Origin of the sequence: Salinarchaeum sp. Harcht-Bsk1 (assembly GCF_000403645.1) — an archaeon.
GTDB lineage: Archaea > Halobacteriota > Halobacteria > Halobacteriales > Salinarchaeaceae > Salinarchaeum.
Genome location: NC_021313.1, coordinates 145,947 through 170,813 on the forward strand (window position 1 = coordinate 145,947; position 24,867 = coordinate 170,813).

The window sequence follows — 24,867 nt, forward strand, 5'->3', positions numbered from 1 at the left end:
GTGACCGAGAGGCTAGGCGAGCAACGCAGCGACCCGATCGGCGATTCGCTCGCCGACAGCAGCCTTCGAGCCGCTCACGCTCGAGACGGGCGAGCCGTCGACGTCTTCGACCGAATCGACGAACAGCGCACGCGTCTCGTCGGCTCCCATGACGCTCGCGTCGTTGGCCACGACGAGGTCGAGGTCGGCGCGCTCCATGATCGCTCGCGCGGCAGCCACCATGGCGTCGTCGTCACCGCTCGTCTCGGTCTTGAAGCCGACGATCGGGAGGGACGGCTCGGCCTCGCGTGCGCCGTCGATGAGCTTCGGCGTCGGTTCGAGGTCGAGCGACCGCGATTCGCCCGACCGGAGTTTGTCGGCGTGCTTTGGCGTCGTGTAGTCACCGACGGCGGCAGCCGCGACGAGCGCGTCGGCGTCGGCGATGGCGTCCTCGAGGGCCTCGAGCATCGCCTCGGAGTCGTCGACCTCGACCAGCCTCGCGTAAGGGACTCCCGTATCGTCCGCTTTCGGGTTCGCCCCCGAGTTGGAGAACGGTCGTGGACCGACGGGGCCGTGGACGACGGTTACGTTCGCTCCACGAACGTAGCAAGCGCGGGCGACGGCGCGGCCCATCTTGCCCGAGGAACGGTTCGTTAGTACCCGGACCGGGTCGACTCGTTCGGCTGTGGCACCGGCGGTGACGACGATCGATTCGCCCCGGAGCGTGTCCTCGTCGGCGTCTGTGAACGCGGCCCGCGCCGTCGCCAGCGCGATCGCGTCCTCGGTCGCGATCTTGGCCTTCCCCTCCTCGATTCTGGGATCGACGAACGCGACGCCCCAGGATTCGAGGGTGCCGATGGCCTGCGGGACGCCGGGATGATCGTACATTGGCTCGTGCATCGCGGGCGCGACGACCACGGGAACGTCCGCCCCGAGGGCCGTCGTCGCACACGTCGTCACAGGAGAATCGTCGATCGTGGCGGCCATCTTGCCAATCGTGTTGGCCGTGGCCGGTGCGATCAACAGGACGTCGGCCCAGCCGTCGCGGCCACAGAGTTCGACGTGTTCGACGGCACCGGTGATCTCCGTGACGGGATCGCGACCTGTCGCGAACTCGAGCGCCCACGGATTGACGATGCCGGTGGACGCGTGGGTACAGACGGCCCGTACCTCGGCGCCGCGGCGGCGCAGTTCGTGGGCGAGTTCCACGGTGCGAACTGCGGCAATGCTGCCCGTGACGCCGAGTGCAACGTTCACTCCCTCGAGCATCTGTCCAGCGGTTCGGAGCCACGAGGGTTATTGCTTTCGTCGGTCCACCGGATCCACGTTTCGGCCGACGTTCTCTCGGGCGACGTCCACTCACCTGACGTCCTTTCGGGCGACGTCATCACAGCTAACGTCGTCTCAATTGAGGTCCTCGACTGGGGCAAAGCCGTCGATGACCCAGCATCCCTCATGCGGCGACGAATCGCGACGGCTCAGCGAGAACTCGTACACCCGCTCGGTGCCGTCGTAGAGCACGGCAGTCGCACGAACGACCGCGTCGTCGCCGAGGACGACGGCGTCGTCGAACCGGACCGAACTGGAGTTGTAGTACTCCATCCGCGCATCGGACCGCATCATCTCGTCCCAGACGCCCGTGGGCACCCCCTCGACGAGCGTCGGGTTCCAGAACCGACCCATGACGACCAGGCCCGCACCGAGTCTCGGCCCACGGACTGCCGCCGTGGTGACCTCGACGACCTCTCGAGGACTGCGGGTACACGTGGGGGTGGACTGGTAGACGGGGGAATCCGCCGACGCGTAGGCGCCGGCCGAGGTCGGCCCGCTTGCGTTGACGGTCGTGGTGGACGAACCCCCGGGGAAGACGCCTGTCGCGGCGACGAGGACTGCGATCCCTGTCAGGAGGAGGAAGACGCCGACTCCGGCAGCCGTCACGCGCCCTGCATCGGGGATCCTGACGGGCGGAAGTGGCCGCAGACCGGTTGCATCCGATCCCTCGACGTCGAGCCCGAGGTGATCCGCGAGCAGCCGATCCCGCGTCGACTCGTCGAGGGCGTACAGGAGTCGGTCGCGGATGCCGTCGGCGGTGACGACATCTGCGACGGGGAGGTTTCGGGGCAGTCGAGACCGCTCTGCGGTTCGATACGGCGAGACGACCGCATCGATCGAGTCTGCATCCTCGACGGCAGGCGCACTCCACGCACCGGGGAACGTTCGGCGCGGGGGCAAGACCAGCAGCCGTCTTTGCTCGCCCGGCCGTCCGATCTCGAGCACCGGTCCCCCCCGCTCGACAGACCAGTTGCTGCCCGTCCACAGCGCTGCCACGAACTCGACGAACGCGTCGTGGTCGAGCGCGAGCAGGTGGCGCTCGATGGTCCGTGCCGTGGGCGAGCCCATAGCCGACACGTCGGGCCACGATCACAAATCGGTGTCGCAGCCGGAACGGACGGGGAGAATGCTTCTCGCCCCCGCGGAACAGGAATCCTGCTTTCCAGCCCGAAGTAGCAGCCCTTTTGACGCCGTGTGACGGACCACTGAGTCGATGACGTTCGTGACGACACTGGAACTCGAAAGCGGCGACCGGCGAGCCCTGGATTCCGTCGTCGCGGACATCAAGGAGACGGTCGAACGCAAGGGCGCGGAGTTCAAGGGACCCCACACGCCACCGCCCGAGACGCTCGCCGTTCCGTTGTACGACGACCTCGAACGGGGCGGACACTTCGATAGCTGGTCGTACACGGTCTACACCCGGACAGTCGAAATCGTGGGCCACGACGAACTCGCGAGTTCGATCGCGACGCGCTCCTTCCCCGATCAGGTACACGTCGAGGCGGACGTCCGATCGATCCAGCAGTCCGGGTGACGGGACGGCGATCCAGCGGTTCTCTCCAGCCAGTTCCTCCTTCGCCAGGCGCATCGGAAGATCCTGCTGCCCCGTACGAGCATCGCCTACACTTACGGTCCCGCCAGCACTAACAACGACTTGCAATGGCGAAAACCGCCCACACCGTCTCCACAGAAGGATTCAGCTCCGAGAATCACGTCCGCGACTTCGAACTGACGATCGACGCCACGGGCGAGTCCGGACCCGACACGCTCGAGGTCCTCATCGCGGACTACGCCTCCTGTTACGTCCCCGCCCTGCGCGTGGCGAGCGAGCAGCGCGGCGCCGACGACCTCGGCGAGGTCGCGATCGACGTGACCGGGGAACTCAACGACGACGACAAACTCGAATCGATCCACTTCGACGTGGAGGTCGACGCCGACCTCGACGACGACACGGCAACGGCGATCGTCGAGCGAGCCAACGAGCTTTGCAAGGTTCACGACGCGCTGAAAGAGTCCCTGTACGCCGAGGTCGACCTGTAGCTACGTCGCTTCGTCTCTGCGTCACTACCGATATACCCTATTCTCCGAAAGCACCGTCGAACTCGGGACTGCGGATGGCCTCGCCAGGATTCGAGTGGTCCGACTTCGAGCGGTGACGGAGACCGGTTACCCGAGGAACTGGGCCAGGGGGACGTTCTCGAAGCCGAGTCTGGATCTACCTGGCGAGTCGGTCGTCGAAACCGCCAGAGAGAATAAACCGGCAGACTGCATTGGCCCAGTCGTTCGTGTTCGTCGAGGATCCGTCGGCCGCGACGCTTTCCTACGCATTCGCGACGTTCGGCGTCGGCGTACTCACCGGATTCGTGGCGCGATACGCGTGGCGTCGACGCGACGTGCGCGGAGCGAGCTCGCTCACGGCATTGATGGCGGGTGTCTCGGTCTGGACGCTCTGTACTTCACTAGAGTTGCTCTCCGCGAATCGTGATTTGACGCTCGCCCTCGAGAGTGTCACGCTCGGTGCGACCGGCGTCGTCGTGATCGGCTTCGTGGGCGTCGCGGTAGAGATCAGCGGCAACGACGAGCTGCTGGACAAGCGGATCGTTGGACTGCTCTCGATCGAGCCGGTAGCGATCACGCTGCTGACCGCGACGACCGACCTACATGGCCTCGTCTACCAGACGATCGAACCCGCGAGCAAGAGTCTCGACACGATCGATGTGACGACTGGGATCGCGTTCTGGCTACACGTCGGATTCGCCTACGCACTCCTGGCGACTGCCCTGGCTCTCGTCTCGATTCAGATCATTCGTTCCACGGGCGTCTACCGACGCCAAGCGGCGACGGTACTGCTCGGTGCGCTCATCGCGATCGCAGGCAACGTGGTCAGGCTGTGGGGAAACGCATCGATCGACGCCGAGCCGATCGGATTTGCCGTCCTGGGAGGCCTCGTTGCCTGGAGTATCTGGCGCTACCAGCTGATCGATCTGGTGCCGATCGCCCGCGAGCAGGTCGTTGACACCCTCCCGGACCCCGTCGTCGTGCTCGACGAGCAGGATCGGATCACGGACCTCAACGAGGCCGGGATCACCTTGCTCGGTGAGAGCGAGGACGAACTGCTTGGCGCCGACTTCGACGCGGCGTTCCGCGCGTTCCCGAACGTGGTCGACACGTTCGAGGACGCGATGCAGACCCGTCAGGTCGTCAGAATCCACGTACGCGACGAAATCAAGGACTACGAGGTGCGGGTGGCCCCGATCGAGGACGAGCGAGGGACCACACGCGGGCGGATACTCCTCTTCCACGACGTGAGCGAGCGCGAGGTCAACCGACGCGAACTCGAACACCAGAACGAGCAACTGGAGCGTTTTGCCAGCGTCGTCTCACACGATCTCCGGAACCCTCTGAGTGTGGCCGAGGGATACCTCGATCTGGCACGTGAATCCGGCGAGGGCGAGCACTTCGAGACCGTCGCGGAGGCCCACGATCGGATGCACGCGATCATTCAGGACGTGCTGACGATGGCCCGTGAAGGCACCAGCGTCGAGGAGACGTCCCCGGTCTCGCTACGGGCAGCCGCCGAGACTGCCTGGAGCCAGGTCGACACGGGGGACGCGGAACTCGTCGTCACCGAGGACCGCACGATCCCCGCTGACGAGGACAGGCTGCAACGGCTCCTCGAGAACCTGTACCGGAATTCGGTGGAGCACGGCGCCGTCCCCGATCGATCCGGGGGCGACACCCTCACCGTCAGGATCGGCCCGATCGGCGACGACGTGCGAACTCCCGCGGACGAGGAACGCGGTTTCTTCGTCGAAGACGACGGCGTCGGGATCCCCGAGGCAGACAGGAGCAAGATCTTCGAACCAGGCCACTCCACTGGTAGCCAGGGCACGGGGCTCGGACTCTCGATCGTACGGAGCATCGCCGAGGGCCACGGCTGGTCGGTTCGGGCCACCAAAGCACCGGACGGTGGGGCCCGATTCGAAATCACGGACGTCCCGCCGATCGGTCCAGCGATGGCGGATCCGCAGTCCTCGGCGCCCGACGGTGCGCAACGCTGAAACGACTGCCACCCCGAGCAACGCCCATGACAGCCTGGACGGACCAGTTCGTGGGCGACCGGATGGCGGTCGACCGGGAGTTCACGGAGCGCGTCGCCGCATCGGAGTTCTCGAGCCAGGAGTGGGGAACGATCATGACTGCCGTGGAGTTCGAGATCGAGGATCCCGAGTCGCCCGAGCAGGCACGCGTCGTCGCCGATACGAGCAAGGTCGATCAGGTGCTCCCCGCGATCGAGTCGATGCGGGAGGGGATGGGCATGGGCGGCGCCCCCGGCGCGGGGGGTGGCGGGACGAACGCCGACGGACGCGAAGGCGGCGCCGGTTCGGGGAGCGGACTGTTCGGATCGATCAAGGACTCGCTCGGATTGGGCGGTGGCGGCGACGAGGCCGATCACCGCGCCGAATCCGCCGCCGCACTCGCCGAGGAGTACGCCCAGCGGTTCCAGGAACACCTCGAAGAACACGGCAAGTGGACCCGCGCCTGCGAAGTCGCTGCCGCGACCGGCGACGCGTCGCGAGGCGAGCACGCCGAGGAATCGGGAGGCGGTGTAGGCAGCGCCGACGAGCAACCGGAGTAACCGATTCCCGACGCGAGTAGCCGTTTTTGCGAGTAGGGATCCGAATGCGCCAGCTGCTGCAGACGGCACCCGTGGATCGAATCGGGCTCGAGGAGCCGCACGTCGGCTGTGACCACGTACAACTCGATTACAGAACCCGATCCACAACTGCTTTAACGAATAGAGTTGTATCGCCCACTACATGCGTCCCGGCATGGCATCCTCCCTGACCCGCGACGGCCGGACGATCGTCCTGGCACACGACCACGGACTCGAACACGGGCCCACGGGGTTCTCCGAAGTCCCCGAGCGCCTCGACCCCGAGCAGATCTTCGAGTTGGCGACCCACGACGCCGTCGGCTGCCTCGCGGTGCAGAAGGGCCTCGCGGAGACGTACCTGCCCTCCTACCCCGAGGTCGACGTCCTGTTGAAGTGCAACGGCACGAGCAACCTCTGGAGCGGCGAACCCTACTCGCCCCAGACCTGTTCGGTCGACTACGCCGCAGACCTCGGTGCTGCAGCGATCGGCTACACCGTCTACCCCGGGAGCAACCACGAGCCCCGGATGACGACGGAGTTCAGCGAGGTCCAGGAGGCGGCGCGCGAGCACGACCTGCCGGTCGCGCTCTGGTCGTACGCCCGCGGGCAGCCGATCAAGCGAACCCGAACCGAGGACACGGTCGCCTACGCCGCTCGCATCGGCCTCGAACTCGGCGCGGACTTCACGAAGGTGAAGTACCCCAGCAGCGAGGAGTCACTCTCCCACGCCGTCGACGCCGCAGCCGACGTGAACGTCCTGATGAGCGGCGGATCGAAGACCAACGACGTCGAGTTCCTGGAGACGGTCGAGGGTGCGATCGACGCTGGCGTCTGCGGCCTCGCGGTCGGTCGCAACGTCTGGCAACGCGAGGAACCGGAAGCGATGCTCGACGCGCTCGAGCGGGTCGTCTACGAGGACGAGTCGGCGTCGGTCGCGGCCGAGTCGCTCGCGCCCGCAGCGGCATCGGGCGACGACTGAGCGCGGGGCGCCGGCTGGGCGGCGGTCGACGACGTCGCTCGGAGCGACGATTTTCCACAGAGTGACGATTGTGGACAGAGCGACGATCTAGCGCCGGGGACGATCGAGTAACCCCCCACTGTGACGCGGGTTCGATTCCTCAGAGCCGGTCGATCACGGCAGCCGTCACGTCCTGCGTGTTCGCGTCGCCACCGAGGTCGGGCGTTCGCGGGCCCGCCGCCAGCACGTCCTCGACCGCGGAGCGAACCTTCGCCGCCTCGTCGCCGTACTCGAAGTGCTCGAGGAGCATCGCCGCCGAGAGGATCATCGCCGCGGGATTCGCGATGCCCTGCCCGGCGATGTCCGGCGCAGAGCCGTGGACCGGCTCGAACAGCGCGTTCTCCTCGCCGACGTTCGCCGACGGGAGCAGTCCGAGCCCACCGACCAGCCCCGCCGAGAGGTCGGAGAGCATGTCGCCGGCGAGGTTCGGGCAGATGACGACGCCGTACTCCTCCGGGCGCTGGACGAGGTGCATCGCGAGAGCGTCCATCAGCGCCGTTTCGTAGTCCATCCCGAACTCCTCGCCGACCTGCTCGGCCACCTCGAGGAAGAGGCCGTCCGTCTGGCGCATCACGTTGGCCTTGTGTGCGATCGTCACGTGCTCGAAGTCGTTCCGGCGAGCGTACTCGAAGCCGTACTCGGCGATATCGCGGGAGGCATCCTCCGTCACGACGCGTGTGAGCGTCCGGACGCCGTCGGTGATCTCGCTCTCGATGCCGGTGTAGACGCCCTCGGTGTTCTCCCGGATGAACACGATGTCTGCGTCGGGCTGGAGTGCTTCCAGACCGGGGTAGGAGCGTGCGGGGCGGACGTTCGCGAAGGAACCGACGACCGACCGGAGCGGCAGGATGACGTCCGCGGCGGTCTCACCCGCGGCGCCGAACAGCGTCGCGTCCGCGTCGGCGGCCAGTTCGCGGGTCTCCTCGGGGAGCGCCTCGCCAGTCTCTGCCGCGACGGCGTCGCCGGCCTCGCCCTCGACGAAGTCGAAGTCGACGGGCAGCGCCTCGAGCACCTCGACGGCTGCGGGCGTGACTTCCTGCCCGATGCCGTCGCCGGGAATCACCGCGATTTCGTGAGTCATGCGTACGGGGAGATGGCGGTGGACGGAAAGTGGTTCGGTTTTTCCACACGCCGATACTGCACGGCCGTCGGCGCTCGTGGGAGGCAGGCCCGGCAAGTGGAGCAACGGCCGGGGCCATCGAGCCCACCGATCACCGGGACCAGCGGGTTTTTCGGGCAGGTCAGCAAGCACGGCGCATGGCGAGCACCTGGCATCCCGTCGAACTCGACTTCGAGGCGACGGATCCGCCTGCGAATCCGTACGGCGAGGAACTCCTCGACCTGCGACTGGAGCACGAATCGGGAGCGACCCACACCGTGCCGGGCTTCTGGGACGGCGGCGACGTCTTCCGCGCCCGGTTCGCACCGCCGGAGCTGGGCACCTGGACCTGGGAGACGATCACCGACGACCCCGGGCTCGAAGCGACGGGGTCGTTCGACGCCACACCGGGCGACGTCGGAGCGCCGATCCACGATCACGGCTACCTCCGCGCCGGCGAACGCGCACTCCGCCACGCGGACGGCACGCCATTCTTCTGGCTGGCGGACACCGCCTGGACCGCGAGCACCCGCGCGACGACCGACGAGTGGGAGAAGTACCTCGATCACCGCGTCGAGCAGGGGTACAACGTCGTCCAGGTGAACGCACTCCGGCAGCACGACGGGTCCCGCCCGCACGACCGGATTCCGTTCGAGGACTGGGACCTTTCGCGGCCGAACCACGACTACTTCCAGCACCTCGACGACCTGGTCGCGATGGCCCACGGACGCGGCGTCGTTCCGGCACTCGTCGCCCTCTGGTTCGACTACGCTGGTGCGAACCCCGACTGGGGCATCCCGGAGGAACGCCGCAACGAGCACTCCCCGGAACAGGCCCGTACGCTCGGCCGGTATCTCGGGGCACGGTACGGTGCCTACGGGGCCGCATGGCTCGTCTCCGGTGACTCTCACGTCGACGAGTCGTCCTTGCCAATCTACCGTGCAGCCGGCGAAGTACTGGGCGAGGCCTGCCAGCACCCGCTTCGGACCGCCCATATGCCCGGCGGACAGAACACGCCTACAACGCTCAACGACGAAGCCTGGCTCGACTTCCACATGTACCAGTCGGGTCACACGCACGACCTCACCGTCCCGAAGCGACAGGCCCGGGTGAACCGTGGACTGCACCCAGCCCGGCCGGTCCTGAACGGAGAGCCTGCCTACGCCGACATGCGGGCGTACGCCGACGAAACCGTGCTGGAACGCGAGACCGTCCGGGCTGCGGGCTGGCTCAGCGTGCTCGCAGGCGCGAACGCCGGCGTGACCTACGGCGCGCACGGTGTCTGGCCGTGGCACCGCGCGAGCGACACCTTCGAGTCGGCCGAGTTGTGGGGCGAACCGAAGCCCTGGGACGAGGCGCTGTCGCTGGCGAGCGGTGACGACTACGCCCGGATCGCTGACGTGCTCTCCGCACGCGCTGCCGAGTCGCTCTCGCCCCGGCCGGACCTGCTCGCCGACGCCGACGAGACCGAGGCGGCTGCGGTGACCCCGGACGCGGTGCTCGTCTACCTCGGCGAGGGCCGGGCCATCGAACTCCAGGACGCGCCGCCGCTCGACGCCGTTAGCTGGTACGATCCCGCCACGGGCGAGACGGCCGACGCCGCTACGACGAACGCGGCCGGCGACCTCGAGGTAGCGACACCGCCGTTCGGTGGGGACGCGGTGCTGCTCGGAACTCGATAGGTGCCGGTCGGACCAGATCGGCGAGTGGTACGCGCGCCGCGATCGACGACGGCTACTCCTCGACGGTCGTCTTGATCACGGTCGCCGGCCGGGCGGTCAGCCGGAGCACGCGATCGGTCACGCTTCCGAGCAGCGCGCGGTACTCCGCGGGCCGGTGCTTCGTACCAAGCACGATCAGATCGACGTCGGCGTCGTCGGCGTACTCGACGATCGTCCGGGACGGCGTTCCGTGCCGCATCGCGCTCTCGACCTCGACACCCGCGCTCGCCGCTCGGTCTCGGATCTCCTCGATCGCTTCCTCGCCGACCTCCTCGAGGCCGTGTTCGGGGCCTTCGGCCTCGTCGACGTACTCGTCGCCGCTGTAGGCGGAGTAGACCGTCTCGTCGACCACGTAGAGGACGTGCAACGTCGCGCCGGTGTCCGCTGCGAGGTCGATCGCGTGTGTGGCAGCGTCGGTCGACGCCTCGGTACCGTCGGTCGCGAGGAGGATCCTGTCGTACATCACCTGACGGTACGAGCGCCCTCCGATTAAGAGTGGGTGTGACTCTCGGTGAGTGAGAGGACGCCAGGAACGGATCGACACGTCGCCAGTAACAGGGGACGCGAATCCCCAGCGCGTAGGCGTTCGAATCGCCGATTCAGAGGTACGGCAGCGCGTCGGCCGTCTCCTGAATCGCATTCTGGTTGGCCTTCATCAGCGCCGTCGTGTCCCAGATGCCCTCCACGAGGGCCTGGCGCTGGGCGTCGTCGACCTCGACGTCCACCGTGGTGTCGCCGTAGGTGACGGTCTCGGCGGCGACGTCGACGTCGATGTCGCCGTCGGGGTTCTCCTCGACCCAGTCCTGCAGGTCGGCGATCGTCTCGCCGTCGGCGGTGACGGTGGGCAGCCCCAGCGCGAGACAGTTGCCCGCGAAAATCTCCGCGAAACTCTCGCCGATGAACGCGTCGATGCCCCAGCGCATCAGGGCCTGCGGGGCGTGCTCGCGGGAGGAGCCACAGCCGAAGTTGTCGTTGACGACCATGATCGAGGCGTCCTGGAAGCGCTCCTCGTTCATCGGGTGTTCCTTTGGCTCGTCATCGTCGTCGAAGCGCAGGTCGAAAAAGGAGAACTGGCCCAGCCCGTCGAAGGTGACCACCTTCATAAACCGCGCCGGGATGATCTGGTCGGTATCGACGTCGTTGCCCCGGATCGGGACGCCAGAGCCGGAGACGTGCTCGACCGAGGGGATGTCCTCGGTTGCGTCGCGGCCGCTCTCGTCGGGACCGTCGCCGTTCGCGCTCATGCCAGGGGCACCTCCTTCATCTCGCGGACGTCAGAGACTTCCCCGTTGATCGCCGCCGCGGCGACCATTCGCGGGTTCATCAGGACGGTCCGCCCGTTCTTGGAGCCCTGGCGGCCGACGAAGTTCCGATTCGAGGAGGAGGCACAGGCCTCGTCGCCTTCGAGCTGGTCCTCGTTCATGCCGAGACACATCGAGCAGCCCGCGTTGCGCCACTCGAAGCCGGCGGCCTCGAAGACGTCCTTCAGTCCCTCTTCCTCCGCGGCGCGCTGGACGCGCTGGCTACCGGGCACGACGAAGGCGCGCACGTCCTCGTCGACCTCGCGGTTCTTGACGATTCGCGCGGCGCGACGCAGGTCGGGTAGGCGAGCGTTCGTACAGGAGCCGAGGAACGCCACGTCGATGTCGTATCCGTTCATCGTCTCGCCGGGTTCGACGCGCATGTGCTCCTGGGCGCGTCGGGCGGTGTCCTGCTTCGCTTCGGGGAGGTCCTCCGGCGCGGGAATCGGATCGTCGATGCCGATGCCCTGCCCGGGCGTGGTGCCCCAGGTGACGACGGGGTCCAGCTCGCTTGCGTCGATCTCGACGACGTCGTCGTACTCGGCGTCAACGTCCGAGCGGATCGACTCCCAGTAGGGCTTCAGTTCGTCGTACTGCTCGGGGTGCTCCTGGAAGTAGTCGGTGTCCTGCAGCCACTCGTAGGTGGTCTCGTCCGGGTTGAGGTAGCCCGCCCGGGCGCCACCCTCGATCGTCATGTTGCAGATCGACATCCGGCCTTCCATGTCGAGGTTCTCGATGGTCTCGCCGGCGTACTCGTACACGTAGCCGACGCCGCCCTCGGTGCCGAGGCGGCGGATGATCTCGAGGATGATGTCCTTGGCCTCGACGCCCTCCTCGAGTTCGCCGGTGACCTCGATCTTCCGGACCTTCTGTTTCTCCATCGCGATAGTCTGGGTCGCGAGCACGTCCCGGATCTGGGAGGTGCCGATCCCGAAGGCCAGCGCGCCGAACGCGCCGTGAGTCGAGGTGTGGGAGTCGCCACAGACGATCGTCTTGCCGGGCTGGGTGATCCCCTGCTCCGGGCCGATGACGTGGACGATCCCCTGGTCGCCGCTGTCGGGATCCGAGAATTCGATGCCGGCCTCGCGGACGTTCTCCTCGAGTTCGGCCATCATCCGCTCCGCGGCGTCCTCCTTGTAGGGACGTGACTGGTCGGCCGTCGGCACGATGTGGTCGACGGTCGCGTGGGTCAGGTCCGGCCGCGCGACCTCGAGGCCGCGCTCCTGGAGCATCCCGAAGGCCTGCGGGCTCGTGACCTCGTGGATGAGGTGCAGCCCGACGAACAGCTGGTCCTGCCCGTTCGGCAGCGTGGTGACCTTGTGCTGGTCCCAGACCTTGTCGTAGAGCGTGCCCTCACTCATCCGTTGCCTCGTCAGCTACGGCGTCGGATTCCGTCGTGCCGGCGTGCTCCGCGCCGCGCTCGAAGGTCGCGTTCGCACCGGTCTCGCTCGGTGCCTCGTGGTCGACGTCCTCCATGATCTCGTCCTCCTCGGGATCGGGGGCGGTCGCGGGCTTTCCACCGTCGGATCTGCGATCCGACGAGGATCGCCGTCCAGAGGCCGGCTCACCCCCGTCCGCAGCGACGCTGGGGCCGCGGCCGAAGATGGAGCCGAAAGTGGTGTTCCGATCCGGGTGGGTGTGGTCGACGCCCCCCATGGATCGGTTGGCGCTGTCTGTGCTGCTGTCGGATTCTGTCGTGCGTTTCTCGGTCGGTGTATCGGGTGTCATCGGTGGGATTGTGTCGGTAGCTGGGTATCAGTCGTCTGCGGGTGCCTCGGCGGCTTCCTGTTCGTTCTCGTCGGCCCAGGCGAAGAGGGCGCGCAGGCGCTCGCCGACGTCCTCGATGTCGTGATTCATCTCGGCGTCGCGCAGCTGGGTGTAGCTGGGTCGGCCGGCCTGGTTCTCCGCGATCCACTCGCGGGCGAAGGTACCGTCCTGGACTGCCTCGAGCGTCTCCTCCATGTTCTCGCGAACGTGGTCGTCGACGATCTCGTCGCCTTTGACGAGGCCGCCGTACTCCGCGGTGTCGGAGACGGAGTTCCACATCTCGGCGTGCCCACCTTCGTACATCAGGTCGACGATGAGCTTCAGCTCGTTCAGGCACTCGAAGTAGGCGATCTCCGGGGAGTAGCCGTTCTCGACGAGCGTCTCGTAGCCGTGCTTGACCAGCGAGGTCACGCCACCACAGAGGACGGCCTGCTCGCCGAAGAGGTCGGACTCGACCTCCTCCTGGAAGCTGGTCTCGATGACGCCCGCGCGGGCACAGCCGATGCCCTGGGCGTACGCCAGTCCCTCGTCGACGGCCTCGCCGGTTGCGTCCTGGTAGACCGCGAGCAGGGCGGGCGTGCCCTGGTCGCGCTCGTAGTTCCGGCGGACGAGGTGGCCCGGGCTCTTCGGGGCGACCATGGTCACGTCGACGTCCTCCGGCGGCTCGATCTGGTTGTAGTGGACGTTGAAGCCGTGAGCGAACTGGAGCGTGTCGCCGGCGTCGAGGTTCGGCTCGATGGCGTTCTCGTAGACGTCGGGCTGGACCGTGTCCGGGACGAGCACGGAGACGACGTCCGCCTGCGCAGCGGCGTCAGCCGGCGTCGCGACGCTCAGGCCGGCGGATTCGGCCTCGTCCCAGGAGCTCGAGGACTCGCGGAGCCCGACGACCACGTCGTGGCCGGACTCGTGGAGGTTGAGCGCGTGGGCGTGTCCCTGGCTACCGAAGCCGAGGACGGCTACGGTCTTGTCGTCGAGATGTGCACTGTCCGCGTCGTCGTCGTAGTATACCGTCGTGGTGAATTCGTCTGCCATTGTAGCTGTGATATGTGGGTTGGTGTATGGATGTGGCGATTGTCGTGTCGATCTAGTCGTCGTTCATCGGCGCGTTCGCCGGGTGGTCGTGAGCCGCTGTTTCGGTAGTGCCGCGCGCCAGCGCCGCGGTTCCGGTCCGGGTGACCTCGCGGACGCCGAAGCGCTCGAATGCCTCGACGGCGTTCTCGATCTGGGGCCGCTGGCCGGTGATCTCGACCGTGATCGTCTCCGCGCCCGCGTCGACGGCCTGCCCGCCGTACATCTCCGCCATCGACTGCACCTTGTCCGGGTGGTCGCTGGAGACCTTGATGAGCGCGAGTTCGCGGAGCGTCGCGTCCCGCTCGAGTTCGCGAACCGACGCGACGGGCACGAGCTTCGCGAGCTGCTTCTTCGCCTGCTCGATGCCCGGTCGCGTCTCCTCGATGACGAGCGTGATCCGCGCTCGGTCGGGGTTCTCCGTCGGCCCGACGGTCAGGCTCTCGATGTTGAACTGCCGTCGGCTGAACAGCGAGGAGATCTGCGCCAGGACCCCGGGCTCGTGGAGCACGAGCACCGAGAGCGTCGCGACTTCGGGCTCGGGCTCGGCTTCTGCCTCGGGGTCGATCCGGATGCCCTGGGCGTTGCGCTTGCCAGTGGGCTCCGGTCGCTCCTCGGGGTGGGGTCCATCCAGCGCCTTCGAGTCGACGTCCGGTTGTTGTGGTGAATCACTCATACTTGATCACCTCAGAGCTGGCCCTCCGACAGCGCGAACTTCCCGTTGTCCCCGCCGCTGGGGACCATCGGATAGACGTTCGCCTGCGGGTCGATCCGGAAGTCGATCACGCTCGGACCGTCGTAGTCGACCGCGGCCTCGACGGCGTCGGCGACCTCGTCGTAGTCGTCGACCGCCCAGCCGCGGGCGCCGAAGGCCTCCGCCAGCTTGTCGAACTCGGGACACCAGCCGTACTCCGAGGCCGCGTGGCGACCCTCGAAGAAGGCGTCCTGCCACTGGCGAACCATGCCGACGTACTCGTTGTTGAGCACCGCGACGGTGACGTCGAGGTCCTCGCGGACGGCGACTGACAGCTCCTGCATCGTCATCAGGAAGGAGCCGTCGCCCTCGAAACAGACGACGTCCTGGTCGTCGTCAGCAGCCAACCGCGCGCCGATCGCCGCGGGCATGCCGTAGCCCATCGTGCCCAGCCCGTGGCTGGAAACCCAGGTGCGGGGCTCGGTGAACTCCCAGTACTGGCAGGCCCACATCTGGTGTTGGCCGACGCCGGTCGTGACGATCGCGTCGTCGCCGGTCGCCTCGTCCAGCGCCTCGACGACGAACTCCGGCTGGAGCGGCCGATCCTCCGGGATCGGGTAGTCCATCGGATACTCCTTCTTCCAGGTCCGGCACTGCTCGCGCCACTCGTCTGCCTCCGGCGCAGCTTCGACCTCGTCGTGAAGCTGCTCGATCACCGTTGCAGCGTCGCCGATCAGGGGGTAGTCCGCGTGGATGTTCTTGCTGATCTCCGCCGGATCGATGTCCACGTGGACGACCTCCGCGTCGGGCGCGAACGTCTCGATGCCGCCGGTCAGGCGGTCGTCGAAGCGCGTGCCGATCCCGATCAGGAGGTCGGTGTGGGTGATGGCCATGTTGGCGAATCCGGTGCCGTGCATGCCGGCCATCTCCATCGATAGCTCGTGGTCCTCGGGGAACGCGCCCAGTCCGGGCATCGTCGTCACGACCGGAATCTCGTACTCGGTCGCGAACTCGTACAGTTCGTCGCTGGCGTCGCCCTTGACGATCCCACCGCCGGCCAGGATCGCGGGGCGCTCGGCGTCCTCGATGGCCCGCGCGGCATCGACGACGTTCGCGCGCTCGGCGGTTTCCTGGACCGTGTAAGTCTCGGGCGTCTGTGGTGCGCCCGGCTCCCGGTCGGTCTCGGCGTTGGTCACGTCCTTGGGCAGGTCGACCAGGGTCGGCCCAGGGCGGCCCGTGCGCGAGAGTTCCAGCGCCGTGCCGACGTCGTCGCCGACCGTGTCGGCGTCCGTCGCGAAGATGTTGTGCTTCGTGATCGGATCGGTGACGCCGGTGGTGTCGGTCTCCTGGAACGCGTCGTTGCCGACGAAGTCCGTGGGGACCTGACCGGTCAACGCGATCATCGGGTCGGAGTCCATGTCGGCGTCGGCGATGCCGGTCACAAGGTTCGTCGCACCGGGACCCGACGTGGCCAGGCAGACGCCTGGCTCGCCGGAGACGATGCCATAGGCGTCTGCGGCGTGGGAGGCGCCCTGCTCGTGGGCCATCGTGACGTGGGTCAGCGCCTCGGAGTCGTAGAGCGCGTCGTAGACGGGCATGATCGCGCCGCCCTGGACCCCGAAGAGGTACTCGATGCCGGAGTTCTCGAGCGCGCGGACGACCGACTGTGCTCCGGAGGTGACCTGGCGCTGGCCCGCGTCGGCGTCGGCCGTCGATTGGTCGTCGTCACCGACGTCGGGGTCGGTGCCCTCGGTACCGGCGCCACGCTCGGCCGCGGAGCCAGGTGCGGTCGTCCCGGTCGGACCGGCGGTCGCCTTTCCACCGTCGGGAACGGCGTCCGTCGAGGCGTCGCTCGGTTCGGTGTCGGATTCGTCGTCGGTCATCGATGCTCACCTGTCGGCGTCGTCGAGGAGGGCGCCTTCGCGTGCTGGCGACACCCTCGTTTGCTGATCGGCGGGCGATACGGGCGGAGTGATCGTCGGTGTGGACTGGCGTGTCGGGTCATTGCTGAACGGAACCGCTGGTGGTCGAAAGCTGGACGGCAACTCGAGGAAGGGGTAGGTGCAGGGGCTAGGGAGCCCCTACGATAATCGCTACGACGTCGCTGCTCGCCGGACGTGCGGACCGGGAGCGAGCGCGTCGGTTCATTGCTCGTTCTCTCCTGCGACCTCGGTGTATTTGTTTGTTTCGGAGCAACGGTGACGGATTCCCGCCCCTGTGGGGGGTCGTCGGCGACTCGCCGTCGGTCTGGAGCATCGGTGCTCGAAATCCACCAGTCGCTGGAAATCCGCTGGTCGCTGCTGGAGGTGTGGTGTGCGGCCCGGGACATGGGAATCACCTACGCCCGGACCTCCTCTTCCTCGAGGGATACCCCGACCTCGCGGGCGAAGCGCTCCAGCTCCGCCTCGGTGACGCGGTCGCCCTCGGCGCCGTAGTCCTTGACCCGCCGGGTGACCGCCCGGACCTCCTCGTCGGAGGGGGCGAAGCCAGCGTCGACCAGGCGCTCGCGGACGCCGTGGGTCCCGGTGTGCTTGCCCAGGACCAGTTCGCGCTGGGCACCGACCATCTCGGGGGTCATGACGCCGGGCTCGAAGGTGTCGGAGTTCTCGATCACGCCCGCGGCGTGGATGCCGCTCTCGTGGGAGAAGGCGTTGGCCCCGACGACCGGCTTGTTGCCCGGCGTCTCGATACCGGACTTCTCCTCGACGACGCGTGACAGCTCCGTGATCCGCGTCGTGTCGATGCCGGTGTCGGCCTGGAACACGGACTCGACGGCCATCACGAACTCTTCGTAGGCGGCGTTGCCGGCCCGCTCGCCGATGGAGTTGACCGAGACCTGGGCCTGGTCGGCGCCGGCCTCGATGCCCGCGATGGCGTTGGCCGTCGCCATCCCGAAGTCGTCGTGGGTGTGGACGTCGATCCGCGCGTCGGTGTGGTCCGTGACCGTGTCGATCAGGTCGTAGAACCGCCGCGGCGCGGCGACGCCGCAGGTGTCCGGGATGTTGATCCAGTCCGTCCCCGCCTCGGAGACGGCCTCGATCACGTCCAGTAGGAATCCTTCGTCCGTGCGCGTGGCGTCCATGGGCGAGAACATGCAGGTCGCGCCCGCTTCGGTGACCCGCTCGACGGCGTCGACCGCGTTCTGGCGGACCTCCTCGCGGGTCGCGTGCATGGAGTCCTCGATCTGGACGTCGCTCGTCGAGACGAAGACGTGGACCATCTCCGCGCCCGAATCGAGGGCGGCTTCGATGTCCTTGTCCACGACTCGCGCCAGCCCACACACGTCGGAGCTGGTGCTCTTCGCGATGTCTCGGACTGCCTCGAACTCGGCGTCCGAGTTCACCGGGAACCCTGCCTCGATGACGTGGGTGCCCATCTCGTCGAGGATCGCCGCTATCTCGCGTTTGTCCTCGTAGGAGAAGGACGTGCGAGGCGACTGTTCCCCGTCTCTGAGCGTCGTGTCGAAAACGCGCGCCGTCTCGATCTCGTCAGTTGAATCCAGTGTGCCCTGGAAGAACTCGATCCGCCTGGCTGGTGCCAGACGAGTCGTCGGAATGCGACATTGTGTTCAAAGCAGAACGAATGTGCCTACATAAGTCTGTCCCTGTCGTCCGGCGGTTTCGTGCGAACACGTGGCACGAATACACCGGTGGCGGACTCCCGCTGCTGGAAAATCACCGCTGCAGGAGGGCCGACGCGTCTGGGGACCTGGCCGGCTACATCCCGGGTCTCAGAGCTTCTCCAACGCGCCAGCGACGTCGAGACGGCCGGCCCCCAGGCTGGGATCGTTCTTGCCGTCCGTGCCGTCGGCAGATTGCTCGATCGCTTGCTCCAACTGTGCCGGACTCGCTCCCGGATTCGCGTCCCGGAGCACGGCGGCGGCACCGGTGACCTGCGGCGCAGCCATCGAGGTACCGGCGATCCACCCCCACTCGCCCCCCGGGAGCGTGGAGAAGACGAAGTTGAACGGGTACGGCCACTCCGGAATCGGGCACTCCGTCGTCGACGCGATTGCGTCGGGATCGCTCGTCGGGACGCCGTCCTCGTCCAGCCAGAGGGTCCCGGTCTCGCCCGCCTCGCGCGGGTCGTTCGATATCAACGACGGGGGTTCCTCGCCCTCCTCCGCAGCCGCGAGCCACTCCTGAATCGCACAGAACGACGTCGCGAGCGAGCTGTAAAGTCCGCCCGGCGCCCCGACGTCGATCTCGTTGGTCCCGTAGTTGGAGTAATAGCTCAGGCCGTCGGCGGGTCCGGTCGCGCTGATGCTCATCGCGCTCGCGACGCTGTTGGGAACGGTGAAGTAGCCGCCCTGCTGGAGGTTCGCGGACGCGTTCCCGGCACTGACGACGACGAGCGTTCCCGCCCGCGTCGCGTGCTGGATCACCGTCTGGTACATCGGTCTGTACCCCTCCGAATTGCCCGACGGCGGGATCGGCGGCGTTCCGATGCTCAGGTTCGCGGCGTCGGCCCCGATCGAGGCCGCGTAGTCGATCGCCGCGAGGATGTCCCCGGTCGTCGTCGTGAGGACGGGTCCGTCGTCGGTCTCGACCAGGTAGAACACGCGCAGGGACACAACGTCGGCGTCGGGGGCGGTGCCGGTGACCCCGACGCTGCCGTTCGCGGCGGCGATCCCGGCCACGTGCGTGCCGTGGCCGTTGACGTCCCACGGATTGTCCTGGAGCGAGTCCAGGCTGGCGAAGAGACGGCTGGCCGACTCGTCGACGTTCGCGGCCAGATCGGGGTGCTCGTGATCGACGCCGGTGTCGAGGACCGCGATCGTCGTGCCCTCGCCCGTCGCCAGCTCGTGCGCGGCCGCGACGTTCGTCCTGTGCTTGTCCCACTGATTCTCTGTGAGGATACCGTCGAGGGATTCGTGCCCGTCCACGCTCGCACCGACGGACTCGACCGGACCCGGCAGTTCCACCTCGAACGACGCGTCCCGAACGGCGTCGACGACGCCGGCGACGCTCCGGAGCTCGCTCTCGGCATCCTCCGGACCGACGACGACCAGCACCGCGCCGTCAGCGAGTTCGTACCTGATGTCGAATCCCGAAGATTCGACCCGCCGTGCGACGCCTCCCGATCCTCTGACGAGGTACTGGGCGTCTCCAGCCGACGCCGTCACCGTGCCGAGGAAGGATAGTCCGATTGCGCTGCCACCGAGTTCGAGTAGCGTTCGTCTGGATACCATGTGGACCAGTCCACGAGGGACTACGCTGGCAATCGGCCATAACATACATAAATGACCGTTATAGTTTCGCCGAGAGATCGAAACGATTCCGAAATAAGACGGTGCTACTCGGAAACGATCTCATTAGTTGCATCCTACTCTCGAGGGATTGCCCATCGTCGCACCTCCGCGTTCGAAGCGGTTGTCTTCACGACGTGACGCCTTGGACCTCGAGCGGTAGAGGACCCGGATCACCACACCGGAGCGGGCCCGGCCTAGAACGGAATCCGTCGCATCAGCCCCGGGAAGCGATTCCAGATCCGCCGCTTGATCCCGCCGTCGAGGGTGGCGATACGTTCCATCTCGTCCCGGGTGAGTTCGAAGTCGTAGATTGCGAGGTTCGCTTCGAGGTGCTCGCGACTCGTCGCCTTCGGAATCGCGACGACGTTCTCTTGCTGGACGAGCCACCGGAGCGCGACCTGAGCGGCGGACTTGTCGTAGCGCTCGCCGATCGCGGCGAGCATCGAATCGGATATCGCGTCGCCGCGGCCCAGCGGGCTGTACGCGGTCAGCGCGACGTCGGATTCGAGACTGAACGCGTGGAGATCGGACTGGTCCTTGTACGGGTTGTAGAGCACCTGGTCGGTGACGATCGGGGCGCGTGTGATCCCCATCGCCTCCTCGAGCTGGGCAGGCGTGAAGTTGCTCACCCCGATGTGGCGGACCGTCCCCTCGTCGTGCAGTTCGTCCATCACGCCGAGCGTCTCCTCGAAGGGGACGCGGGGATGGGGCCAGTGAATCAGGAGGAGGTCGACGTAGTCGGTGCCGAGTTTTTCGAGACTCTCCTCGAAGGACTCGCGAGCGTCGTCCGCTTCGAGGTTCCCTCGATCGAGCTTCGTCGTCAGGAAGACGTCGTCGCGATCGACGCTGGATCGCTCGATTCCTTCACCGACCTGCGCCTCGTTGCCGTACATCTGCGCGGTGTCGACGTGTCGATAGCCCAGTTCGAGGGCAGTTTCGACCGTCTCGGCACAGGACTGGCCGGTGTTCTGCCAGGTGCCGAGGCCGAGTTCGGGAATCTCGGCGTCGCCGGCTTGGACGTACTCCATGTATTCTATGCCACGTAACAATCACAGAAAGCCGTTCCCCATCGGTAAGACACCTTTTTGCACGCCCCCATCCAATCGCGACCATGTCGCTCGACGATCACGCCGAGGATCTCGCCTCCGACCTCGGTGTCGACAAAGAGGAGGTCAAAGCGGACCTGGAGAATCTGGTCGAGTACAGCGTGCCGGTCGAAGAGGCCAAGGAGAGCCTCCGCCGGAAGTACGGCGACGGTGGCGGCGGTGGCGGCTCCACGCCCTCCGTCGACTCCATCGCCGAGATCGACACCGAAACGGGCAGCGTCAATCTCACCGCGCGGGTGCTCACCATCGGGGATCGCGAGATATCCATCGACGGCGAGCGCCAGGTGATCCGAGAGGGCGACCTCGCCGACGACTCGGGCAAGATCGAGTACACCGCCTGGGAGGATTTCGGCCTCGAAGCCGGCGATACGATCACGATCGGGAATGCCGGCATTCGGGAGTTCCGCGGCAACGCTCAGGTGAACCTCGGCTCCTCAACGACGGTCACGTTCGAGGAGGACGATCTGGAGGTCCCCTACGAGATCGGTCCCGACCGCTCGCTCGCGGACCTGCAGGTCGGCGACGCCGGCCGTGCGGTCGAGGTGCTCGTCGAGGAAGTCGAGACCAGGACGATCGACGGCCGCGACGGCGAGACGACGATCAAGTCCGGCGTCTTCGGCGACGAGTCCGGTCGGCTGCCGTTCACGGACTGGGGTAACCGCGACGACCTCGAGGAGGGAACCACCATCCGCGCGGAGAACGTCCACGTCCGGGAGTTCCGCGGCGTCCCGGAGGTCAGCCTCTCCGAGCGCGCGACCGTCCAGCCGATCGACCGGGACATCGAGGTCGGCGAAGAGGTCACCCGCCGTTCGATTCGCGAGGCCGTCGCTACCGGCGGCATCTACGACGTCGAAGTGGTCGGGAACGTCGTCGACGTCAGAGACGGCTCCGGCCTTATTGAGCGCTGCCCCGAGTGCGGTCGCGTCATCCAGAACGGCCAGTGCCGGTCCCACGGCCAGGTCGAGGGCGAGGACGACCTCCGCGTTCGCGCGATCCTCGACGACGGCACAGACACCGTGACGATCGTCCTCGGACCCGACAAGACCGAGGAGATCTACGGCGGCGGGCTGGAGAAAGCCCGCGAAGCCGCCCGCGACGCGATGGACCAGAGCGTCGTCGGCGAGCAGATCGCCTCGGAGATCGTCGGGCGGGAGTACCGCGTCCGCGGCCACCTCTCCGTGGACGACTACGGCGCGACGCTCGACGCCTCCGAGTTCGAGGAAACCGGCGACGAGCCAGCGGATCGGGCCGCCGAACTCCTCGCGAAGGTGGGCCGATGAGCAGCGCCGGTCCAGGCCGCCGCGAGGTCGCCCACCGGCTCTTCGCGGCGGAGTACGACGACGCGACCCTCGAGTACGCCGAGAGTGACGAGGAGCGCGCCCCGAACTACGTCGTGCTGCCGTCGGGTGCCCGCGTCAATCGCCTCTTCGTCGTCGGCGTCCTGACTGCGGTGGAGCAGGTCAACGACGACACCGTCCGCGCCAGGATCGCCGATCCCACCGGAGCCTTCGTCGTCTACGCCGGACAGTACCAGCCCGACGAACTCGCCGCGTTCCAGTCCCTCGAAGCGCCGGCGTTCGTCGCGGTCACCGGGAAGGCGAACACGTTCTCGCCGGAGGGCTCCGACCGCGTGCTGACCTCCGTTCGCCCCGAGAGCGTCACCGAGGTCGACGCCGAGACCCGGGATCGCTGGGTCGTCGCGACGGCCGAACACACGCTCGCTCGCGTCCAGACCGCTGCAGAGGCCCTCGGCATGGACGAGCGCGGCGAGGGCCTGCAACGGGCGCTCCTCCGGGACGGCGTCGAGCCCGGGCTCGCGGAGGGAATCTCGAGAGCGATCGATCACTACGACACCTCCACCGACTACCTCGACGCCCTCCGCCAAGTGGCGACGCAGGCCCTCGAGGTCGTCGCTGACGAACGATCCGAAGTCGAGGCCCTCGACCGCGAGCCCGCGGGGGGCGACGGAACGACGACGGCCAGCGATCTCACCTCACTGGTCGACGAAGAGCGGTTGAGCGTCACGCAGGCTGCGGGCGACGTGGATCCGGACGTCCTGCTTGGAGACGAACCCGATGGTGAGGAACCCGATGGTGAGGAACCCGAGGAAGCCGAGGAAACGGGCGAGGAAGAGGAAGCAACGTCTGGCACCGAAGCGACGGACGCGGAGACCGAACCCGCCGAAGGTGGCTCCGCCGAGCCCACGGAAGCGACCGAGGAACCCGAGTCGAGCACGAGTGAACCCGCCGGCGAGCAGACGGCCGACGAGGATGCGACCGCCGCCGACACCGGCGCAGATAGAGACGAGCAGGATTCCACAGGAGTAGCCCAACCGGAAACGGGCGAGGACGCTCCGGCGGAATCCGCGACCGAGCCTGCGAAGGCTGCCGTCGACGAATCCGCCGAAACCGAGGAAACTACCGAGGGCGAGGAACCCTCCGAGAGCGACGAATCCGAGGCCGACGGTGAACTGTACGAGGTCGACGAGGCGGAACGCGAGCAGATCGAAGAGGAGTACGGCGTCGGCTTCCAGAGCGGCACCGAGGTCGACCCGGCCGGGGAGGCAGGAATCGAGACCGACGACACGCCCCCGGGAGCGAACGAGGGCGAGGAGCCTGCCGCCGTGGAAGCAAGCGACGAGACCGACGGTGCCGAGGCTGAGTCCGAATCAGTTGCAGACGACGATGACGAGGACAGCGAATCCGAAGACGCCGAATCCGAGGACGTCGACCTCGAAGGAGTGCTGCTCGAAGAGATGTCCGCGCTCGACGATGGCGACGGCGCCGATCGCGAGGCGCTGATCGACGCGGTGGCCGGGACAACCGGTGCCGACGCCGACGCCATCGACGACGCCATCGACGACCTGCTGATGAGCGGCCAGTGCTACGAGCCCGGCGACGGCCAGCTCAAACCCATCTGATGGCGACCGTCGAACCGGTCCCCGACGCGCCGGCGGCGACGGCGTGGCTCGACGGCGAGCGAGCCCTGCTCGTCGCGGATTACCACGCCGGCATCGAGGTCGCACTCGCGATCGAGCGGGGCATCGAAGTCGAATCCCGCGCCGAGGAGCGTCGCCAGCGACTGGTCGATCTCGTCGAGCAGACCCGCCCCGATGTGCTCGTTATTCTCGGCGACCTGATGCACTCGATCGGCGATCCGGGTGGCCGCGAACGCGACGAGATCGAGGCGCTGGTCGAGGCCTTGCCCGACCTCCCGATCACGCTCGTGAAAGGCAATCACGACGGCGCAATCGAGGAGTGGGTACCACGCGTCGATGTGACGGACGGGGCCGGCGTCCGATTTGGCGAGATCGGGGTCGCCCACGGCCACACCTGGCCTGCGAGGGAGGTGCTCGAGGCCGACGTCGTTTGCGTGGGCCACGAGCATCCACAGGTCCGCCTGGAGGACGAGGTCGGCGGCAGTCGCGTCGAACGGGTGTGGCTCCGGGGGCCGATGGCGGGCGCCCCGTTCGAGGCACGCGACGACGAACTGGACTGGAGCGCACCCGAACTCGTCGTCCTTCCGGCCTTCAACGGCCTCGCTGGCGGCACCTGGATCAACGTCGAGGGCCAGGAGTTCCTCGCACCGTTCCTCCCGGAGGGACTCGCCAGCGGGGAGGCGTTCCTCCTCGACGGAACGCGACTCGGGGACTATCGGACCGTTTAGAGAGCACGGGGTCGGGACCCCAGCCACGAAATCCCGACCCGGCTTGGCAGGAGGCGTATCGTGCTGATCTCGGCGGCTGTACAGTTCGGTCGTCGACGGGGCACCGTCGACAAGAAGAGCTACGGGGAAGACGCAGATATATCGTCGCTCATGGGCAGATATTACACTTCATTGGCCGACTGTGCTACATACAGCCAAATGTATTTAC

22 protein-coding genes are annotated in these 24,867 nt (G+C 67.2%); 9 read left to right on the forward strand and 13 right to left on the reverse strand.

Annotation, left to right across the window (positions count from 1 at the left end):
* Positions 1–12: 12 nt before the first annotated feature.
* Entirely contained in the window at positions 13–1,248 is a 1,236-nt protein-coding gene (coaBC, locus tag L593_RS00725) for a bifunctional phosphopantothenoylcysteine decarboxylase/phosphopantothenate--cysteine ligase CoaBC (protein ID WP_020444994.1), read from the reverse strand.
* 135 nt (positions 1,249–1,383) lie between these two features.
* Complete coding sequence (locus L593_RS15810) at positions 1,384–2,379, reverse strand: hypothetical protein (RefSeq protein ID WP_020444995.1); 996 nt, start codon at positions 2,377–2,379, stop codon at positions 1,384–1,386.
* A 145-nt stretch (positions 2,380–2,524) separates the two neighbouring features.
* On the opposite strand from L593_RS15810, the gene L593_RS00735 reads away from it, so the two are divergent.
* The 5 genes from L593_RS00735 to L593_RS00755 all read left to right on the forward strand — a co-directional run bounded on the left by L593_RS00735 (position 2,525) and on the right by L593_RS00755 (position 6,947).
* Entirely contained in the window at positions 2,525–2,845 is a 321-nt protein-coding gene (locus tag L593_RS00735) for an uS10/mL48 family ribosomal protein (protein ID WP_020444996.1), read from the forward strand.
* 125 nt (positions 2,846–2,970) lie between these two features.
* Positions 2,971–3,351 carry an OsmC family protein gene (locus tag L593_RS00740; protein WP_020444997.1) on the forward strand — a complete coding sequence of 127 codons (381 nt, stop codon included), beginning with the start codon at positions 2,971–2,973 and terminating at the stop codon, positions 3,349–3,351.
* A gap of 245 nt (positions 3,352–3,596) precedes the next feature.
* On the forward strand, positions 3,597–5,372 hold the full coding sequence (locus L593_RS00745; protein WP_144060678.1) for a histidine kinase N-terminal 7TM domain-containing protein: 1,776 nt from the start codon (positions 3,597–3,599) through the stop codon (positions 5,370–5,372).
* Positions 5,373–5,398: 26 nt separating this feature from the next.
* On the forward strand, positions 5,399–5,950 hold the full coding sequence (locus L593_RS00750; RefSeq protein WP_020444999.1) for a DUF5799 family protein: 552 nt from the start codon (positions 5,399–5,401) through the stop codon (positions 5,948–5,950).
* 181 nt (positions 5,951–6,131) lie between these two features.
* Positions 6,132–6,947 (forward strand): class I fructose-bisphosphate aldolase, encoded by an 816-nt coding sequence (locus L593_RS00755; protein ID WP_020445000.1) that lies wholly within the window; start codon positions 6,132–6,134, stop codon positions 6,945–6,947.
* Between the two features lie 139 nt (positions 6,948–7,086).
* Here L593_RS00755 and L593_RS00760 read toward each other — a convergent pair whose 3' ends face one another.
* Positions 7,087–8,067: an isocitrate/isopropylmalate dehydrogenase family protein gene (locus tag L593_RS00760; RefSeq protein WP_020445001.1), complete on the reverse strand. Its 981-nt coding sequence runs from the start codon at positions 8,065–8,067 to the stop codon at positions 7,087–7,089.
* 176 nt (positions 8,068–8,243) lie between these two features.
* Between L593_RS00760 and L593_RS00765 the strand changes: the two genes are divergently transcribed.
* On the forward strand, positions 8,244–9,767 hold the full coding sequence (locus L593_RS00765; RefSeq protein WP_020445002.1) for a DUF4038 domain-containing protein: 1,524 nt from the start codon (positions 8,244–8,246) through the stop codon (positions 9,765–9,767).
* 52 nt (positions 9,768–9,819) lie between these two features.
* Here L593_RS00765 and L593_RS00770 read toward each other — a convergent pair whose 3' ends face one another.
* From L593_RS00770 to L593_RS00815, 10 genes are all read right to left on the reverse strand, one after another.
* The gene (locus tag L593_RS00770) at positions 9,820–10,269 is read right to left on the reverse strand and encodes a universal stress protein (protein ID WP_020445003.1); all 450 of its coding nucleotides are present in this window, start codon (positions 10,267–10,269) and stop codon (positions 9,820–9,822) included.
* Positions 10,270–10,405: 136 nt separating this feature from the next.
* A complete protein-coding gene (gene leuD, locus L593_RS00775; RefSeq protein ID WP_020445004.1) occupies positions 10,406–11,050 on the reverse strand; it encodes a 3-isopropylmalate dehydratase small subunit in 645 nt (214 codons plus the stop codon).
* Complete coding sequence (gene leuC, locus L593_RS00780) at positions 11,047–12,468, reverse strand: 3-isopropylmalate dehydratase large subunit (protein WP_020445005.1); 1,422 nt, start codon at positions 12,466–12,468, stop codon at positions 11,047–11,049. The genes leuD and leuC overlap by 4 nt, the downstream gene beginning before the upstream one ends.
* Positions 12,461–12,835 (reverse strand): hypothetical protein, encoded by a 375-nt coding sequence (locus tag L593_RS00785; RefSeq protein ID WP_049893737.1) that lies wholly within the window; start codon positions 12,833–12,835, stop codon positions 12,461–12,463. The genes leuC and L593_RS00785 overlap by 8 nt, the downstream gene beginning before the upstream one ends.
* A gap of 27 nt (positions 12,836–12,862) precedes the next feature.
* Positions 12,863–13,906: a ketol-acid reductoisomerase gene (gene ilvC / locus L593_RS00790; RefSeq protein ID WP_020445007.1), complete on the reverse strand. Its 1,044-nt coding sequence runs from the start codon at positions 13,904–13,906 to the stop codon at positions 12,863–12,865.
* A 52-nt stretch (positions 13,907–13,958) separates the two neighbouring features.
* Entirely contained in the window at positions 13,959–14,618 is a 660-nt protein-coding gene (ilvN, locus tag L593_RS00795; RefSeq protein ID WP_020445008.1) for an acetolactate synthase small subunit, read from the reverse strand.
* Between the two features lie 11 nt (positions 14,619–14,629).
* The gene (gene ilvB / locus L593_RS00800; RefSeq protein ID WP_020445009.1) at positions 14,630–16,519 is read right to left on the reverse strand and encodes a biosynthetic-type acetolactate synthase large subunit; all 1,890 of its coding nucleotides are present in this window, start codon (positions 16,517–16,519) and stop codon (positions 14,630–14,632) included.
* A gap of 455 nt (positions 16,520–16,974) precedes the next feature.
* On the reverse strand, positions 16,975–18,192 hold the full coding sequence (locus L593_RS00805) for a LeuA family protein (RefSeq protein WP_081638614.1): 1,218 nt from the start codon (positions 18,190–18,192) through the stop codon (positions 16,975–16,977).
* A gap of 174 nt (positions 18,193–18,366) precedes the next feature.
* Positions 18,367–19,827 (reverse strand): S8 family serine peptidase, encoded by a 1,461-nt coding sequence (locus tag L593_RS00810; protein WP_020445011.1) that lies wholly within the window; start codon positions 19,825–19,827, stop codon positions 18,367–18,369.
* 254 nt (positions 19,828–20,081) lie between these two features.
* Positions 20,082–20,915 carry an aldo/keto reductase gene (locus L593_RS00815; RefSeq protein WP_020445012.1) on the reverse strand — a complete coding sequence of 278 codons (834 nt, stop codon included), beginning with the start codon at positions 20,913–20,915 and terminating at the stop codon, positions 20,082–20,084.
* A gap of 83 nt (positions 20,916–20,998) precedes the next feature.
* Between L593_RS00815 and L593_RS00820 the strand changes: the two genes are divergently transcribed.
* The 3 genes from L593_RS00820 to L593_RS00830 are packed head-to-tail and all read left to right on the forward strand — an operon-like array spanning position 20,999 to position 24,659.
* A complete protein-coding gene (locus L593_RS00820) occupies positions 20,999–22,273 on the forward strand; it encodes a Single-stranded DNA binding protein (protein WP_020445013.1) in 1,275 nt (424 codons plus the stop codon).
* Entirely contained in the window at positions 22,270–23,913 is a 1,644-nt protein-coding gene (locus L593_RS00825; RefSeq protein WP_020445014.1) for a hypothetical protein, read from the forward strand. The genes L593_RS00820 and L593_RS00825 overlap by 4 nt, the downstream gene beginning before the upstream one ends.
* Positions 23,913–24,659, forward strand: a complete 747-nt coding sequence (locus tag L593_RS00830; protein WP_020445015.1) for a metallophosphoesterase — start codon at positions 23,913–23,915, stop codon at positions 24,657–24,659. Before L593_RS00825 ends, L593_RS00830 begins: the two co-directional genes overlap by 1 nt.
* Positions 24,660–24,867: the final 208 nt, after the last annotated feature.